Below are 15676 nucleotides of genomic sequence, written 5' to 3' on the forward strand. Positions count from 1 at the left end.
CGCCGGCACCGCGGAACCGGCGACTGCCGGGCCGCCGGGCCCGCATGGCCGCCGGTCGGGGGCCAGCCGGAGGTCAGCCGCGGGCGGGCGGCTCGGGCTCGCCGCCGCGGATGCGGTTGGCGAGCTCCCGCAGGAACTCGGGATCGTCGTCCGGGCCGACGGGACGGACGGCCTGGCGGCGCATCCCTGTCCGGGAGACCCCGGAGCGGGTGCGTCCGCCGGCGGCACGCTCGGTTCCCCATGGCCCACGGCCGCCGAACGCCGGGTGGTCCGAGGCCGCGCGGCGCTCGTAGCCGTCGTAGCCGTGGGCGACGCGTGGCCGCCCGAACAGGAACCAGCAGACCGATCCGAGGAAGAAGAAGACGATCAGCACGATCAGCCAGATCGGTTTGGGCACGACCTTGACCGCGTCCGCTGGAGTGCCGATCACGTCTATGACCGAAAACACCCAGACACCTATGATCAGGAATGTCAGCGCGAGACCCAGCACCGGCCGACCGCTCCTCTCACTCGCTGTGAGCGGCGCGCCGACGCGCACCTGCCCGTGGACATCGCCGATCGGCGTGCCCCTGTCGAAGACGCACCGGCTCCTCGCGGCCACCGGTGCTGGACTGTTCACTCTCGGCCACCCGGACCCGCTCTGTCGGATCCACGGTTTCCAGGATGAACGTCTCGTGTGTCCCTAGTGTGCCTCCCGGGTGGACGCCATGTCCCGGCGGTCCGCGAAGGCGCTGTTCACCGGTCGCGAATGTGACGCGCCAGACGCTTGGAGCGCCCTGGGACAGGGTACGACCAGCGGCCCTTCGTCGGCGCTGCAAAGATGGACGCCATGGCCTGGGCCGATCTCCGCGCGTTCCTCGCTCACCTCGACCGGAGCGGGGACCTTCGCCGGGTGCGGGTTCCCGTCGATCCCCGCCTGGAGGTGACCGAGATCGTCACCCGGGTCGTCCGCGAACGCGGCCCGGCACTGCTCTTCGACAAGCCCCTCGGCTCCGACATGCCGCTGGCGATCAACGTGTTCGGCACCGAGGCCCGGATGGCCGCGGCGCTCGGCGTCGAGCGCCTCGACGACATCGGCACGCGCATCGGCGAGATGCTGCGCCCCGAGCTGCCAGTCGGCTTCGGCGGCCTGCGTGACGCGCTCGGCAAGGCCGCGCAGCTCACCTCCCTGCCGCCGCGCAAGGTCCGCACCGCTCCCTGCCAGGACGTCGTCCTCAAGGGCTCGGACGTCGACCTGAACCTGCTGCCCGGCGTGCACGCCTGGCCGCGCGACGGCGGGCCGTTCCTCAACCTGGGGCTGACCCACACGAAGCATCCCGAGACCGGGGCGCGCAACCTCGGCATGTACCGGCTGCAGCAGCACGACGCCCGCACCGTCGGCATGCACTGGCAGATCCACAAGGACTCCAACGCCCACCATGCCGTCGCCGAGCGGCGCGGCGAGCGGCTGCCGGTCGCGATCGCGTTCGGCTGCGACCCCGCTGTCACCTACGCGGCGTCCGCCCCGCTGCCCGCCGAGATCGACGAGTACCTGTTCGCCGGCTTCCTGCGCCGCGAGCGCGTCGAGATGGTCGACTGCCTGACCGTCCCGCTCCAGGTGCCGGCGAACTCCCAGGTCGTGCTCGAGGGCTGGCTCGAGCCCGGCGAACGGCTGCCCGAAGGCCCCTTCGGAGACCACACCGGCTTCTACACGCCGATCGAGCCGTTCCCCGCGCTGCACGTCGACGTGATGACCATGCAGCGCGACCCGGTCTTCCAGAGCATCGTGGTCGGACGTCCACCGCAGGAGGACGGGCCGATGGGCAAGGCGACCGAGCGCATCTTCCTGCCGCTGATCCGGATGATGATCCCCGAGATCGTCGACTACGACCTGCCCGAGGCCGGGGTCTTCCACAACTGCGCGATCGTCTCGATCGAGAAGCGGTTCCCCAAGCACGCCCAGAAGGTGATGAACGCGGTCTGGGGCGCGGGCCTGCTCTCGCTGTCGAAGCTGATCGTCGTCGTCGACGCCGACTGTGACGTCCACGACTACCACGAGGTCGCCTGGCGGGCGTTCGGCAATGTGGACTACGCGCACGACCTGCTCACCACGGTGGGCCCGGTCGACCACCTCGACCACGCCTCCTACGAGCAGTTCTACGGCGGCAAGGTCGGGGTCGACGCGACCCGCAAGCTGCCCACCGAGGGATACCGGCGCGACGGCGGCTGGCCCGAGGAGATCGTCATGGACGAGGCCGTCCGGGACAGGGTGACGCGTCGGTGGAAGGAGTACGGCCTGTGAGTGACGCCGCCTTCGCCCCAGGCATGCCCGGGCGGGCCTCCGGCGGGCCGACGCACGGCCCGGTCCGCGCGTTCCTGCGGCTCGTCGTCATCGAGCACTCCGTCTTCGCGCTGCCGTTCGCCTACGTGGCGGCGCTCGCGGCCTGCTTCGCGGTCTCGCGGTCGGTGCACTGGCGCGACCTGGCCCTCGTCACGGTCGCGATGGTGGCGGCCCGCACGTTCGCGATGGCCACGAACCGGATCATCGACCGGGCCATCGACGCCCGCAACCCGCGTACCGCCGGTCGCGAGCTCGTCACCGGAGTGGTGTCCGTCCGCACGGCGGTCGTCGGCTCGATCGTCGCGCTCGCGGTGTTCCTCGGCTCGGCCGCGGCTCTGTCCTGGCTGTGCCTGGCCCTGGCCCCGGTCGCGGTCGCCCCGCTCATCGTCTACTCGTACGCGAAGCGGTTCACCGACTTCCCGCAGGCGGTCCTCGCGATCGCCCAGGCCGTGGCCCCGATCGGCGCCTGGATCGCGATCACCGGCGCGTGGTCCTGGTCGGCCGTCCTGCTCGGGCTCGCCGTCGGCACCTGGATCGGCGGCTTCGATCTGATCTACTCCTGCCTGGACGCCGAGGTCGACCGGCGGATCGGGGTGCGCTCCGTTCCGGCACGGTTCGGCGTCCGGGCCGCGCTCGCGGCCTCGGTCGTCACCCACGTCGTGACCTTCGCGCTGTTCGTCGTGTTCGGCCTGCTGGAGGACTTCGGTGCCTGGTGGTGGGCCGGCCTGGTGCTGACCGCGGCGGCCTTCTGCTACGAACACGCGATCGTCTCGCCGACCGATCTCTCCCGGGTGACCCGGGCGTTCCTCACCACCAACGGCTTCGTCGGGATCGCCCTGTTCACCTTCGCGCTGGCCGACCTGGTCAGCCGCGGCCTGGCCACCTGATCCCCAAGATGTCCGACGGCCCCGCGGCGGCGCACGGCGGGCTGGCGGCCGACGGCCCCGCGGCGGCTGACGGGCCGCGGCGGCCCTGGGTCGTCGGGGTCAGCGGCGCGAGCGGGACGCCCTACGCGGCCGCTGTCCTGCGTGGCCTGCTCGCCGCCGATCTGCCCGTCGACATCGTCGTCTCCCGCGCGGCCCGGCTCACCCTGCTCGACGAGACCGGCATCGGCTGGCGGGACGGCGCCTGGCGCGACCCGCTGGCGAGCTGGCTCCGCACCCGGCTCGACGGCCGGCCCCGCGCCGACGCGGCCGAGGTGGCCGCCCGCGTCGACCGCCTGGTGGACGTCCACCCGCCCGACGACATGGGCGCGCGCCCGAGCAGCGGCTCCTACCCGACCCGCGGGATGATCGTGGTCCCGGCGAGCACCGCCTCGGTCGCCGGCATCGCCCTCGGCCTGTCCAAGGACCTGCTCCAGCGCGCGGCCGACGTCACCCTCAAGGAGGGCCGGCGCCTGGTCGTGGTGCCCCGGGAGATGCCCTACACCCGGGCCACGCTGCGGCACATGCTCGACCTGGACGCCGCCGGTGCCGTCGTGGCCGCGGCCAGCCCCGGCTTCTACGCCGGCGCCCGCGCCGCGGAGGACCTGGTGGACTTCGTCGCCGGCCGGGTTCTCGATGCCGCCGGCGTTCCCAACACCCTGTTCCGCCGGTGGACGGGCGAGCTCGGCGCCGCCCGCACCCTCCCGGCGGGTGGTGCGGGTGGTGCGGGTGGTGCGGGTGGTGCGGGTGGTGCGGGTGGTGCGGATGGGTCGGGTGTGGCGGCGGTGCGGGGGCCGCGGGCGTGACGGCCGGCGGGCCCGGCGCGTACAACTTGACCTGGGGGACGGGCCGCGGCGCGCCCTGACCAGCGGATGAGGGACGGGCGGGAACGTCATGGCGAGAAAGAAGGCCGGACAGGCGCGTGGCCACAACCCGGCGTCCGCGGGCCCCGGGAAGCGTGCGCGGCCCGGGGCACCGGAGGGAGCCGCGGGAGCGGCGGGACCGGGACGGGGGCGGGCGGGCCGTGCGCCCGAAGTCGCCCCGGATCTGCGCGTCCAGCTTCCGTACTTCCTGATCCGGCTCGCCGTGCTCGTGATCCTCAGTGTGGTCCTCATCGCCGTCGGGGTAGCCCCGCTGCTCGGCATCCTCATCGGCTTCGCCGTGGCCGGCCTCCTCACCTGGCCGCTGGGCCGCATGCAACGGCGGGCCGCGCAGAGGTCCGCCGCGCAGAGGTCCGCCGAGCGGAGATCTGCCGAGCGGAGATCTGCCGGCCAGGCCCGGGCGGATGGGTCTCCCCGGAACCCGCCCGCGTCCTGAGGGTCTCTGGTCGACCGGAGATCGAACTACGTTCGGTGACCTGAACCTGCGGGTGTCTGCTTGCCCTTTCGTTGCCTGCTCGCCCCTTCGGGCCGTCCTGCCGGCGTTTCCTCCCCAGAAGGGTGAGTAGCCGACGCAAGGGCAAGCAGCTAAACGATGTCTATGACGGCAGGGATGAGGCGTTCGGCCTGGTCAGACGACTGGCGAGACGCCGGGGGCGGCGCCAGGCCTCCGGGGAACCGGTCGCCGACGGTGACCATGACGGCGACCACCGCGGATCCCAGCCCGGCGGCGTCCACGATCGAGTCACCGCGGCCCGCGGTGACTCGAACGACTACGGATGATGCAGGCGATGGCGATGGCGATGGCGGCGTGGGGGCCGTGGGGGCCGTGGGGGCCGTGGCGGCTGCGGGGGCCGTGGCGGTCGTGGCGGTCGGTGGGGTCTGCGGCGGGGATCACGGCACCGGTGGCGGACCGGGACGTCATGGATTGTCGGTCCGCGGAGCTACGCTGGATCGCATGGATGCCGGGCTCAAGCGCGAGATCGAAGCCAAGGTCCACGACGGTGCCCGGCTCAGCCGGGCCGACGGTGAGGCCCTCTACGGGAGCGACGACCTCGCCTGGCTGGGTGGTCTCGCGCACGAGGTGCGTACCCGAAAGAACGGCGACCAGACCTTCTTCAACGTGAACCGACACCTCAACCTGACGAACGTCTGCTCGGCCTCGTGCGCCTACTGCTCGTTCCAACGCAAGCCCGGCGAGTCGGACGCCTACACGATGCGCATCGAGGAGGCCGTCCGGCTGGCGAAGGATATGGAGCCAGCCGGGATCACCGAGCTGCACATCGTCAACGGCCTGCACCCGACGTTGCCGTGGCGTTACTATCCGCGGTCGCTGCGCGAGCTGGGGAAGGCGCTGCCCGGCGTCGCGCTCAAGGCGTTCACCGCCACCGAGATCCACTGGTTCGAGAAGATCAGCGGCCTCTCCGCGGACGAGATCCTGGACGAGCTCATCGACGCGGGCCTGGAGTCGTTGACGGGCGGCGGCGCGGAGATCTTCGACTGGGAGGTCCGACAGAAGATCGTCGGTCACGAGACCCACTGGGAGGACTGGTCGCGGATCCACCGTCTCGCGCACTCCAAGGGCCTGCGCACGCCGTGCACGATGCTGTACGGCCATGTCGAGGAGCCGCGGCACCGGGTCGACCACGTGCTGCGCCTGCGTGAGCTGCAGGACGAGACGGGCGGTTTCGCGGTGTTCATCCCGCTGCGCTTCCAGCACGACTCGGTCGGCGATCCCCGCAACCGCCTGATGAACCAGCCGATGGCGACCGGCGCGGAGGCTCTCAAGACGTTCGCGGTGTCGCGGCTGCTGTTCGACAACGTCGATCACGTCAAGTGCTTCTGGGTGATGCACGGGCTGACCACCGCCCAGCTGTCCCTGAACTTCGGCGTCGACGACCTCGACGGCTCGGTCGTCGAGTACAAGATCACTCACGACGCGGACGGCTTCGGAACGCCGAACACGATGACCCGGGAGGATCTTCTGTCCGTGATCCGTGACGCGGGCTTCCGGCCGGTCGAGCGGGACACCCGCTACCGGGTCGTGCGCAGGTACGACGGTCCGGACACCACCCGGCGGGACAACCCCGTCTCGATCGACGCCTGACCCGGCGATGGCGCTCGAGGAGAACCCGGCCCGGTCGGGCGGCGGATCGCGGCCCGACAGCCCGGTCGTGGCCGGCGGGCCGGCGGCGCCCGGCCCGGAGGATCACGCGGGCGGCCCCGGGGGCCCGCCGCCCGGGGGCGCTCGCCCGGTCCGCCCGGTCCGCCCGGAGGGCGCGCCTGGGATGGGCTCCATCTTCGTGCTCGCGTTCCTGGTGATCCTGGTACCGGGGCTGGTCGCCTACAGCCTGCTGCGGTGGTGCGGCCTGGCGATCGGCCCGGCCGGCCTGCTCGGGCTGCTTGTGATCATCGTTGGGCTGGGGTTCTTTCCATCGGTCCTGCAACGGCTCGGTTGGGTGCGCCGCCGTCGGGGGCGTCCCGCCAGAAACCGGAGAGCATGATGTCCGCTGACGACGTGTCGCCGTCCGCTGGCGGCCACCCCATCGGCACGGGTGGCGCGGGTCGCGGGCGGGCTGGAGCCGCGCCGGGTGAGGGCGGGCTCATGGGGCTCAACCTCCGGTACTTCGCGCTGCGCGCGGCGATGTTCGGCGCCGTCCTCGGGGTGCTGTTCCTGGCCGGCGTGGGCGGCGTGCTGGGGTTCGCGCTCGCGGCCGTGATCAGCGGCCTGCTCAGCTACCCACTGGCGCTGCGCCAGCGCCGGGCGGTCCTGGACAATGTCGCGGCGCGGCGCGGCGGCCGGCCCTGGTGACGGTCCCGGGCGGCCCGGCTGACCACCGACCTGGCGGCGGGCCGGAGCAGCAGGAAGCGGCGGAGCGGCAGGAAGCGGCGGAGCGGCAGGAAGCGGCGGAGCGGCTGGGTCGACCCAGGGTCGGCCACATCCAGTTTCTCAACTGCCTGCCGCTCTACTGGGGCCTGGTCCACTCCGGTGCGCTGCTCGACCTGGAGCTGACCAAGGACACCCCGGACCGCCTGAGCGACGCACTGGTCGCCGGTGACCTCGACATCGGCCCGATCAGCCTCGTCGAGTATCTCCGGCACGCCGGGGATCTCGCCGTCCTCCCGGATCTGGCCGTGGGCTCCGACGGGCCGGTCCTGTCGGTCGTCGCCACCAGCGCGCTCCCGCTCAGCGAGGTCCGCACCGTCGCGCTGGGCTCGACGTCCCGGACGAGTGTGCTGCTCGCGCGCATGCTGTTCGAGCAGCGGTGGGGGCTGCGCCCGCAGTACGTGACCATGCCGCCTGACATCCCGCTGATGCTGCGCGAGGCCGACCTGGCCGTCACGATCGGCGATGTGGCGCTGCGGGCGACCTACGACGCGGAGCGGGCGGGACCGGGTCATCCGCTGCGGGTGTTCGACCTTGCTCGCGAGTGGCGGGAGTGGACCGGCCTGCCGATGGTGTTCGCCCTCTGGGCAGCCCGGCGCTCGTTCGCCGCGGCCCATCCCGGCGTGGTCAAGGAGGTTCACGAGGCCTTCCGGTCGAGCCTCGACGCGGCCCTGCTCGAAGTGGACGAGGTCGCCCGGCGCGCGGCGCGGTTCGAGGTGTTCGACCCCGCGACGCTGGCCCGCTACTTCACGACGCTCGACTTCCGGCTGGGTGCCCGCCAGCAGGCCGGAATCCTGGAGTTCGCCCGCCGCGCGGCGGCCCGTGGCGACGTGCCACCGCTCGGCGAGATCGTTTTCGCGTCGGTGTGACGCCGGCTCTCGCCGCGCCCGCCGCGTCTAGTCATCCGCGCAGGGCGCGGCGGGCACGAATGCCCGAGTGGTGCGCCGGTGCCGGGAATCGGCCCGGATATCCCGGTCGGCGGCGGACCTAATGATCGCCGGCTTGCCGGGCCGCCCCGGTGACCTACTCGCAACGCCGCAATGGTGATGTATTAGACAGGCGGCCGGAATGCCTGGGAGATACCCACCGGGGGTGTGGCCCGCTGTGCGCTGGCCGTCGCGAAACGCGCGATCCGGCTTTTGACGAGAGCGATGAGCCGAGGCGGTGTCGCCCGGCCACCCGGCGCAATCAGCATCTCGTCCAGGTTCGGTTGTTGCGCGGCTGCGGCGCCGCTCATGCCTGTTGCGGACAGTGACGGTACTCCGTCGCTCTGCTGGTGGTTCCAGGTCGAGCGCGGGGCAGCCGCGCCACCCGAAGGTGCGATGCCGGCGCCGCGCCCCCGGCCCTCCATGTACCCAGCGTGATCGGCGGTGGATTCGAGCGGGTGGTCGACCCCGTCCTGGCTGTCCGCCGCGCCGGTACGGGCCGCGCGGGTGCCGGCCCGCAGATCCGAACCGGCGGAGCGCGTCGCCACCAGCCCCTGCTCCGCTCGGCGGCCGTCGAGCCCGGTCCGCCCCGCCGCGGGCTCGGACTCCTCGGCGTGCCGGGCGGCCGCGTCGATGAGGCTGTTGACGGCGAGCGTCCACGCACGCAGGCCCTCGTGGCCGGTCAGCTCGGTGAACACCGCGGCCTCCAGGCAGCAGGTGCTGGCCTTCGCGAGCTCGTCCATGTCGAGCAGGGAGATGGCCAGCAGCCCGGCCAGGTGGCCCGCGATCATGAAGAGGCGGAACTGCTGGTGCGGCAGCATCGGGGTGCGCAGGAGCTGGTCGACGAAGGCCTGCTGGTCGAGGACCTGGGCGGTGAGGTCGGCCGGGTCCAGCAGGTCGGCCGCCGCGATGAGGTCGGCGGCGAGCCGGTCGAGATAGTCGAGCTCTCGGTCGGAGCGCCGGTGGTCGAGGAGGTCACCGATCCGCCGGCGGGACTCGATCTCCGCGTCGGGCTGGCGGCGGTGCCGCTCGGTGCGCTCGGCGATGGCGGCCTCGCGCAGGTCGACGAGCGCGCCCCCGGCCTCCAGGGCCGCGTCGACCGCGGCGAGGACCGGCCGCGCCGGTATGCCCCGGCTGGGCTGTTCCAGCTGGCCGATGTACTGGCGGCTGTATCCGGTCCGCCCGGCCAGCTCGTCGCGGGACAGGCCGCGCTCACACCGGCGCCGCCGGATCTCCGTCGGGAGGATGTCCTCCGCGGTACTCGAACCCTGCCGGCCTCGGCTCCGTTGCCGCATCTGCGCCGATCCTTCCGCTGCCCTGGGCTCGGCGAGACGTGACCGCCCTGATCTGACGACATCCGGCCGGATGTCGTCAGATCAGGGCGGTCACGTAACACCGCTGGCCGCCTGCTCACCGTTATGGGACGCGGCGGCACCTTCCCGCCTGGACGCGTGGTGCGGTCAGCCGACCGCGTTCACGCACCATACGGATCTGGTGCCTGCCGTCGTGTGCCTGGTGGGTTTCCAAGGGTGTGGCCCGTTCGGGTCACGGATACGAGACATCACCTTGTGTGATCAGAATACTCCGTCTGGCGCAGGTGACGACTAGGGGCCAAAGGTCCTAGGCACGGAGAGTCGTCGTCGACCCGTTGGTGTGTGGTAGCTGTGTGACGCCGAATCTGATCACGCTCCGTGATCGTTACCTTGGATGTCGGATCGCCTGTCGGAGCGTGCGGGGCGGGTTTGGGTGCTGGCTGGTATGCGCTCGGCGACCGTCCGGATCCCGTCCGGCGGCGACATCCCCGTTTTCCCGGAATCCACCCTCCGGCATTGTGAATCGATTGTGTCTTCAGTGTTTTTGATCGACGGATCGGAAATAGGGCCTGAAAAGCCCGCGCTCGCCGCCTGGTCGAGACAATTCGTCGCACCGGCCCGGGTATCCGCTCTGGGGGGCCCGTCAGGTGCTTCTGGGCGGGAGCGAACGGGTGGGGGACCCGGCGCGGTCGGGTCATACCGCGAAACCATCCCGAATGACGATGGGCACGACTCGCCCGCGGCGCGTACAAAAGACGAGTGATGGACTGCTGGCCGTCGACGGACGCGGAAGTCGGCGTCGCGGAAGTCGGCGTCGCTGAAGTCGGCGTCGCTGAAGTCGGTCTCCCCGAAGTCGGCGTCGCGGGAGCCGGTCTCAACGGGGCCGGTCTCAACGGAGCCGGTGTCTCCGACGCCGGGGTGGCCCGCGCGCCAGCCGGGCGCGGCCGGTTCCGTCCCGGTCCGTTCCGCGTCGTGATCGCGGATGACGCCGACGGGCTGCGCGAGCTCCTCTGCCTCCTGTTCGACACCGAGCCGGACTTCACCGTGGTCGGCCGGGCGACGAACGGGGCGGAGGCCGTCGAGGTCGTCACCCAGACCGCGCCCGACCTCGTCCTGCTGGACGTCGCGATGCCCGTGCTCGACGGCATCGGCGCCCTGCCGCATGTGCGGATGGCGGCGCCCGACGCGCGAGTGGTGATCTTCACTGGCTTCTCCGAGAGCGCGCTGCGCGACGAGGTCATGGCCCTCGGCGCGGACGAGCTGATGGAGAAGGACCTGTCCACCAGCGCGCTGCTCGACCGGCTCCGGCAGATGTGCCGGCGCCCGCGCCTCGTCTGAGCCCGCGGGCGAGCCCGTCCGGCGGCGCCGGACCGTGGTGGGTCCCGCCCGGGAAGCCCCGGCCCCGTCCCGCTCCGGCCCGGTTCTGGCCGTGCCGTCGGCTCGCATTCCCGGTCGTTCGCGCGTTGTGTGTGAGCCGTGACCCAGATGGGGTGTGACGACACAACCACGACGTCAGGGCGTCATCTGTGGGAGCATGGCCATCGTGACTGCCCGGGTCCACCTGCTGGAGCCGTCGGTCGGGCGAACAGACGCCCGTCGCCGACGCGCTGGCGCGTTCCCGCCGGCTGGGCCGTCACGGTCGAGGATCAACGTTATCCGGTTCATGCCCGGTGCCCCGACAGCGCCCTCGGCGCCGTCGGCGTACTCCGGCTCCGGCCAGCCGGGCCGGCATGGTCCGTCCGGCGTCCGCGGCGCGCTCGCGTCCCGGCCGGGTGACGTCTGCCCCGTCGACCTCCGCCTGGTCGCACGTCTGCACGTCGACCTGTTGCGTGTCTCCAGCGCCGGCTGTCGCCGCTCCCGCTGAACTCCGCCCGCGCCGGCGTTCGACGCCGTCGTGGACCCTGCTCACCGAGAGATCTCATGACTTCTCCTGCTCGACCCCCGCGTGCCGCGCGCCCGCAAAGCCCGTCCCGACCCAAGGGGCAGGGCCAATGGGCGCTGGGCTACTCCGAGCCGCTCAACCCCAACGAGCGGATGAAGAAGGACCAGGACGGCCTCGCCGTGCGCGAGCGCATCCTGAACGAGTACCCGCGCACGGGGTTCGACGGGATCGACCCGCAGGATCTGCGCGGCCGGTTCCGCTGGTGGGGGCTTTACACCCAGCGCCGGCCGGGGATCAGCGGCGGCCGCACCGCCGTCCTCGAGCCCGAGGAGCTCGACGACCGCTACTTCATGCAGCGCATCCGCCTGGACGGCGGCCGGATGACCTCCGAACAGCTCCGGATCATCGCTGACATCTCCACCCGTTACGGGCGGGACGTCGCCGACGTGACCGACCGCCAGAACATCCAGCTGCACTGGATCCGCATCGAGGACGTCCCGGCCATCTGGGGGGCGCTCGAGGCCGCGGGGATGACCACCGAGGAGTCGTGCGGCGACACCCCGCGCGTCATCCTCGGCTGCCCGCTGGCCGGGGTGGACGCCGACGAGGTCATCGACGCCACCGGCGTCATCGACCAGGTGGTGGAGCGGTTCGTCGGCGACACCACGCTGTCGAACCTGCCCCGCAAGTTCAAGAGCGCGATGTCGGGCTGCCCCGACCAGTGCACCCTGCACGAGATCAACGACATCGCCTTCGTCGGTGTCGTGCACCCCGAGCTCGGCCCCGGGTACGACCTGTGGGTCGGCGGCGGGCTGTCGACGAACCCGAAGCTCGGCGTGCGCCTGGGCACCTTCGTCACCCCGGAGCGGGTGCCCGAGGTGTGGCACGGCGTCATCCAGCTCTTCCGTGACTACGGCTACCGGCGGATGCGGACCAGGGCGCGGCTGAAGTTCCTCGTCGCCGACATGGGCGTCGAGTGGGTGCGCTCGACCCTGGAGAAGGAGTACCTGGACGCGGCGCTGCCGGACGGCCCGGCGCCGCTGCCGCCCCGCAACGAGGGCCGCGACCACATCGGCGTCCACCAGCAGCGTGACGGGTTCTTCGCGGTCGGCTTCGCGCCGCGCGCCGGCCGCCTCACCGGGACGACGCTCACCGCCGTCGCGAACCTCGCCGACCGGTTCGGCCAGGGGCGGATCCGGGCGACCACCACCCAGAAGCTGGTGATCCTGGACGTCCCCGGCGAGGATCTCGACGCGCTCGAGGCGGAGCTGGCCGCGCTCGACCTGGTCGTCCGGCCGAGCGTCTTCCGCCGCGGCACGATGGCCTGCACCGGCATCGAGTTCTGCAAGCTGGCGATCGTCGAGACCAAGGGCAACGCCCGCGACCTCATCGTCGAGCTGGAGCGCCGGCTGCCCGACTTCGACGAGCCCATCGGCATCAACATCAACGGCTGCCCGAACGCCTGCGCGCGGTTCCAGGTGGCCGACATCGGCCTCAAGGGCTCGCTCGTCCCGGACGACAACGGCGAGATGGTCGAGGGGTTCCAGGTCCACCTCGGTGGCCACCTGGGCACCCGCTCCCGGCTGGGCCGGAAGTCACGTGGTCTCAAGGTGACCGCCGACGGCCTGGTCGACTACGTCGTCGGCCTGCTGGAGACCTACCAGGAACACCGGGCCGACGGCGACACCTTCGCCGACTGGGCGGAACGCGCGGACGAGGCGCTGCTGACCGGCGTCGGGTCCGGCTCCGCGTCGGCCGGCTCCGCGTCGGCCGGCTCCGCGTCGGCCGGCCCGGCCGGCGGCCGGACCGAGGGCGGCGCGACGTGAGCGCCCGCGCCGTCCCGTTCTACTGCCCCTACTGCGGTGACGAGGACCTCGTTCCCGAGCCCGCGCCGGGCGGGACGGGCGAGGGCCACGGGCACTGGTCGTGCCGGTCGTGCCGGCGCGCCTTCCGGCTCAGTCTCACTGCGCTGGCCACAGCCAGAACAGGTTCGGCGAACGGCACCGTCGTGGCGCCGTCGGACGTGGAGGAGAAGAACTGATGGATGCCGCGCTGAAGGCCCGGGCACTGCGGGCCGGCGACGAGCTCGAGGGCGCCCCGGCGGAGGAGATCCTCCAGTGGGCCGCCGACGAGTTCGGCACCGGTCTCGTCGTCGCGGCGTCGATGGCCGAGGCGGTCCTCGTCGACATGCTCGCGCGCATCCGCTCGGACGTCCCGGTGGTCTTCATCGACACCGGCTACCACTTCGCGGAGACCATCGGCACCCGGGACGCCGTCGCGCACACCTACTCGTTGCCGATCATCAGCGCCCGCCCGCAGCTCACCGTCGTCGGTCAGGACGCCGTGCACGGGCCGCGGCTCTACGAGAGCGACCCGGACCTGTGCTGCCGGATGCGCAAGATCGTCCCGCTGGACCGCGCGCTCGCCCCCTACCGGGCCTGGGCGGCCGGTTCGCGGCGGGTGGAGTCCGCCGGGCGCAAGAGCCTGCCGGTCGTCGGCTGGGATCAGCGCCGCGGCAAGGTCAAGATCCACCCGCTGGCCACCTGGACGGACGAGGACGTCGAGCGGTACGTCCAGGAGCACAACGTGATCGTGAACCCGCTGCTCTCCGACGGCTACGAGTCGGTGGGCTGCTGGCCGTGCACCCAGCGCGGCGCCGGCCGGGACGGCCGCTGGGCCGGTACGACCAAGACCGAGTGCGGCATCCACTAGTTCGCCTGGCTCGCAGCCGGGAGCCGGGTGGCGCACAGTTCGGGGCAGGTGGCCAGGACCACGCTGTACCGTGCACGCCGTGGCAGTCGTGACACCTGGGCCGCAAGCCCGTGGATCCGGGTCGGATCCGGCACCTTCCCAGGTCAGTCGGCCCGGCGAGGTGTGGCTGGTGGGGGCTGGGCCGGGTGATCCCGGGCTGCTGACGGTCCGCGGGCGGGAGCTGCTCGCCACCGCCGACGTCGTCGTCACCGACCGCCTGGCCGCGGCCGTCCTCCTCGATGTCGCCCGGCCGGACGCCCGCGTCATCCACGTGGGCAAGAGCCCGACGACGTCCCGCAGCCAGGACGAGGTCAACGCGCTGCTGGTCGAGCACGCGCGCGCCGGCGCCCGGGTGGTGCGACTCAAGGGCGGCGACCCGTTTCTGCTGGGCCGGGGCGGCGAGGAGGCCGAGGCCTGCGCCGCCGCCGGTGTCAGCTGCACCGTGGTCCCCGGCGTGACTTCCGCGATCGCCGTGCCCGCGTACGCCGGCATCCCCGTCACGCACCGTGGCGTCGCGCAGGATCTCGCGATCATCTCCGGCCACCTGCCGCCGGGGCACCCCGAGTCGACGGTCGACTGGGCCGCGCTCGGTGCCTCCCGCGCCACGATCGTCGTGCTCATGGGGGTCGCCCGGCTGGTCGACATCGTCGACGCGCTGCTGGCGGGCGGACGCCCGCCCGGGACCCCGGCCGCTGTCATCGAGCGCGGCACGACCCCGGCACAGCGGGTGCTCCGCACGACCCTGGACGCCCTCGTCGTCGACGCCGTGGCCTTCGGGCTGCGCTCCCCGGCGGTGCTGGTCGTCGGCGAGGTCGCCGCGCGCCGGGACGCCGCCGTCCCCATCCCGCCGGTGGTCGAGGCCGACGCCGATCACGGCGAGCGGGTCCCTGACGGGTACGGCACGCGGGACACGCGCGTCCCCGGCGGGCAGGGCATTTCCGGCGGCCAGGGCATTTCTGGCGGGCAGGGTGTCTCCGGCGGGCAGGGCGGCCGCGCCTCGTCGGGGCGGCCCGGGGTGGCCGGCGACGCTCCGCTGGCGGGCATCCGTGTCCTCGTCCCGCGCACCAGGGCGCGGCAGGGGCTGCTCGCCCGCAGGCTGCGTGAGCTGGGCGGCGAGGCCGTCGAGACGGTGGTCAGCCGGTTCGTCCCGACCGGGGACGCGACGCCGCTGCGCGAGGCGCTTCCAGGTGCGGACGGCCTCGTGCTGGCTGACGCCGACGAGGTCGCCGCGGTGGTCTCACTGCTGCGGGGCGCGGGTACGGACGTGCGGGCGCTCGCCGGGCTGACGCTCGTCGCGGCATCCGCCTCGGCCGCCGCCGCGCTCGACGCGCTGGGGCTGGCCTGCGCGCGGTCGTCGGCCGAGGTCCAGGTCGCCCACACGGTGGTGACGGAGGTCCCGGTGCCCGGGCTGCGGGTGGTGATCTGCGGGGCCGCGCCGCCGCCGGTGGGGATCCGGACGCTGCGTCGTGTGCGGCTGCTCGCCGACGCGCCCGCCGAGGCCGACCCGCGGATCGCCGAGGAGCTGCGCCACGGTGACGTCGACGCCGTCGCGCTGGCGTCGTCGACGGCGGCCCGCTGCCTGGTCGAGCTGTACGGTCCGTTGCCGGACAGTGTCCTCGTCGCCGCGATGGGCCGGCGCACCGCGCAGGCCTGCGAGGCTGTTGGCCTGCGGGTGGACGCGATCCCGTCCGAGCCGGGGATCTACCCGCTCGCGGCGGCGGTCGCCGATCTCGTGGCCGGCCGGCGAGCGCCGACGGCGTAGCCCAGGGCGTCGGCAGACCCGGTCGGGGGCCTGC

At 72.8% G+C, this 15676-nt stretch carries 16 protein-coding genes and 1 pseudogene; 14 read left to right on the forward strand and 3 right to left on the reverse strand.

Annotated features, from left to right (window positions below):
- Positions 1-73 precede the first annotated feature (73 nt).
- A complete protein-coding gene (locus MXD62_RS00595) occupies positions 74-490 on the reverse strand; it encodes a PLD nuclease N-terminal domain-containing protein (RefSeq protein WP_112108487.1) in 417 nt (138 codons plus the stop codon).
- Between the two features lie 339 nt (positions 491-829).
- On the opposite strand from MXD62_RS00595, the gene MXD62_RS00600 reads away from it, so the two are divergent.
- The 8 genes from MXD62_RS00600 (at position 830) to MXD62_RS00635 (ending at position 7877) form a co-directional block, all read left to right on the forward strand.
- Positions 830-2281: a menaquinone biosynthesis decarboxylase gene (locus MXD62_RS00600; RefSeq protein ID WP_248827521.1), complete on the forward strand. Its 1452-nt coding sequence runs from the start codon at positions 830-832 to the stop codon at positions 2279-2281.
- Positions 2278-3207: a menaquinone biosynthesis prenyltransferase MqnP gene (gene mqnP / locus MXD62_RS00605; RefSeq protein ID WP_248827522.1), complete on the forward strand. Its 930-nt coding sequence runs from the start codon at positions 2278-2280 to the stop codon at positions 3205-3207. The genes MXD62_RS00600 and mqnP overlap by 4 nt, the downstream gene beginning before the upstream one ends.
- A gap of 8 nt (positions 3208-3215) precedes the next feature.
- Positions 3216-4049: a UbiX family flavin prenyltransferase gene (locus tag MXD62_RS00610; protein ID WP_248827523.1), complete on the forward strand. Its 834-nt coding sequence runs from the start codon at positions 3216-3218 to the stop codon at positions 4047-4049.
- Positions 4050-4137: 88 nt separating this feature from the next.
- On the forward strand, positions 4138-4560 hold the full coding sequence (locus tag MXD62_RS00615; protein WP_248827524.1) for a hypothetical protein: 423 nt from the start codon (positions 4138-4140) through the stop codon (positions 4558-4560).
- Positions 4561-5079: 519 nt separating this feature from the next.
- Positions 5080-6228, forward strand: coding sequence for an aminofutalosine synthase MqnE (gene mqnE, locus MXD62_RS00620; RefSeq protein ID WP_248827525.1), 1149 nt, complete (start codon positions 5080-5082; stop codon positions 6226-6228).
- A 7-nt stretch (positions 6229-6235) separates the two neighbouring features.
- Positions 6236-6625, forward strand: coding sequence for a hypothetical protein (locus MXD62_RS00625; protein ID WP_248827526.1), 390 nt, complete (start codon positions 6236-6238; stop codon positions 6623-6625).
- Positions 6626-6726: 101 nt separating this feature from the next.
- Positions 6727-6933 (forward strand): DUF4229 domain-containing protein, encoded by a 207-nt coding sequence (locus MXD62_RS00630; protein ID WP_308301178.1) that lies wholly within the window; start codon positions 6727-6729, stop codon positions 6931-6933.
- 104 nt (positions 6934-7037) lie between these two features.
- Positions 7038-7877 (forward strand): menaquinone biosynthetic enzyme MqnA/MqnD family protein, encoded by an 840-nt coding sequence (locus MXD62_RS00635; RefSeq protein ID WP_248827594.1) that lies wholly within the window; start codon positions 7038-7040, stop codon positions 7875-7877.
- Between the two features lie 182 nt (positions 7878-8059).
- On the opposite strand, the gene MXD62_RS00640 is transcribed toward MXD62_RS00635, so the two are convergent.
- Entirely contained in the window at positions 8060-9229 is a 1170-nt protein-coding gene (locus tag MXD62_RS00640) for a helix-turn-helix transcriptional regulator (RefSeq protein WP_248827527.1), read from the reverse strand.
- 387 nt (positions 9230-9616) lie between these two features.
- Positions 9617-10075: pseudogene (locus tag MXD62_RS40005) on the reverse strand (hypothetical protein); the annotation flags it as partial.
- Between MXD62_RS40005 and MXD62_RS00645 the strand changes: the two are divergent.
- From MXD62_RS00645 to cobA, 6 genes are all read left to right on the forward strand, one after another.
- Complete coding sequence (locus tag MXD62_RS00645) at positions 10010-10585, forward strand: response regulator transcription factor (protein ID WP_248827528.1); 576 nt, start codon at positions 10010-10012, stop codon at positions 10583-10585. The pseudogene MXD62_RS40005 and the gene MXD62_RS00645 sit on opposite strands and share 66 nt — an antisense overlap.
- Before the next feature lie 196 nt (positions 10586-10781).
- Entirely contained in the window at positions 10782-11111 is a 330-nt protein-coding gene (locus MXD62_RS00650) for a hypothetical protein (protein WP_248827529.1), read from the forward strand.
- A gap of 56 nt (positions 11112-11167) precedes the next feature.
- Positions 11168-12955 (forward strand): nitrite/sulfite reductase, encoded by a 1788-nt coding sequence (locus tag MXD62_RS00655; protein WP_248827530.1) that lies wholly within the window; start codon positions 11168-11170, stop codon positions 12953-12955.
- Positions 12952-13170, forward strand: a complete 219-nt coding sequence (locus tag MXD62_RS00660) for a hypothetical protein (RefSeq protein ID WP_018505187.1) — start codon at positions 12952-12954, stop codon at positions 13168-13170. Before MXD62_RS00655 ends, MXD62_RS00660 begins: the two co-directional genes overlap by 4 nt.
- Positions 13170-13841 (forward strand): phosphoadenylyl-sulfate reductase, encoded by a 672-nt coding sequence (locus MXD62_RS00665; RefSeq protein ID WP_020463528.1) that lies wholly within the window; start codon positions 13170-13172, stop codon positions 13839-13841. Before MXD62_RS00660 ends, MXD62_RS00665 begins: the two co-directional genes overlap by 1 nt.
- 160 nt (positions 13842-14001) lie before the next feature.
- Positions 14002-15642 carry a uroporphyrinogen-III C-methyltransferase gene (gene cobA, locus MXD62_RS00670; protein WP_248827531.1) on the forward strand — a complete coding sequence of 547 codons (1641 nt, stop codon included), beginning with the start codon at positions 14002-14004 and terminating at the stop codon, positions 15640-15642.
- The last annotated feature ends 34 nt before the right edge of the window (positions 15643-15676 follow it).

The organism is Frankia sp. Mgl5, assembly GCF_023242985.1.
GTDB classification, from domain to species: Bacteria; Actinomycetota; Actinomycetes; order Frankiales; family Frankiaceae; genus Parafrankia; species Parafrankia soli.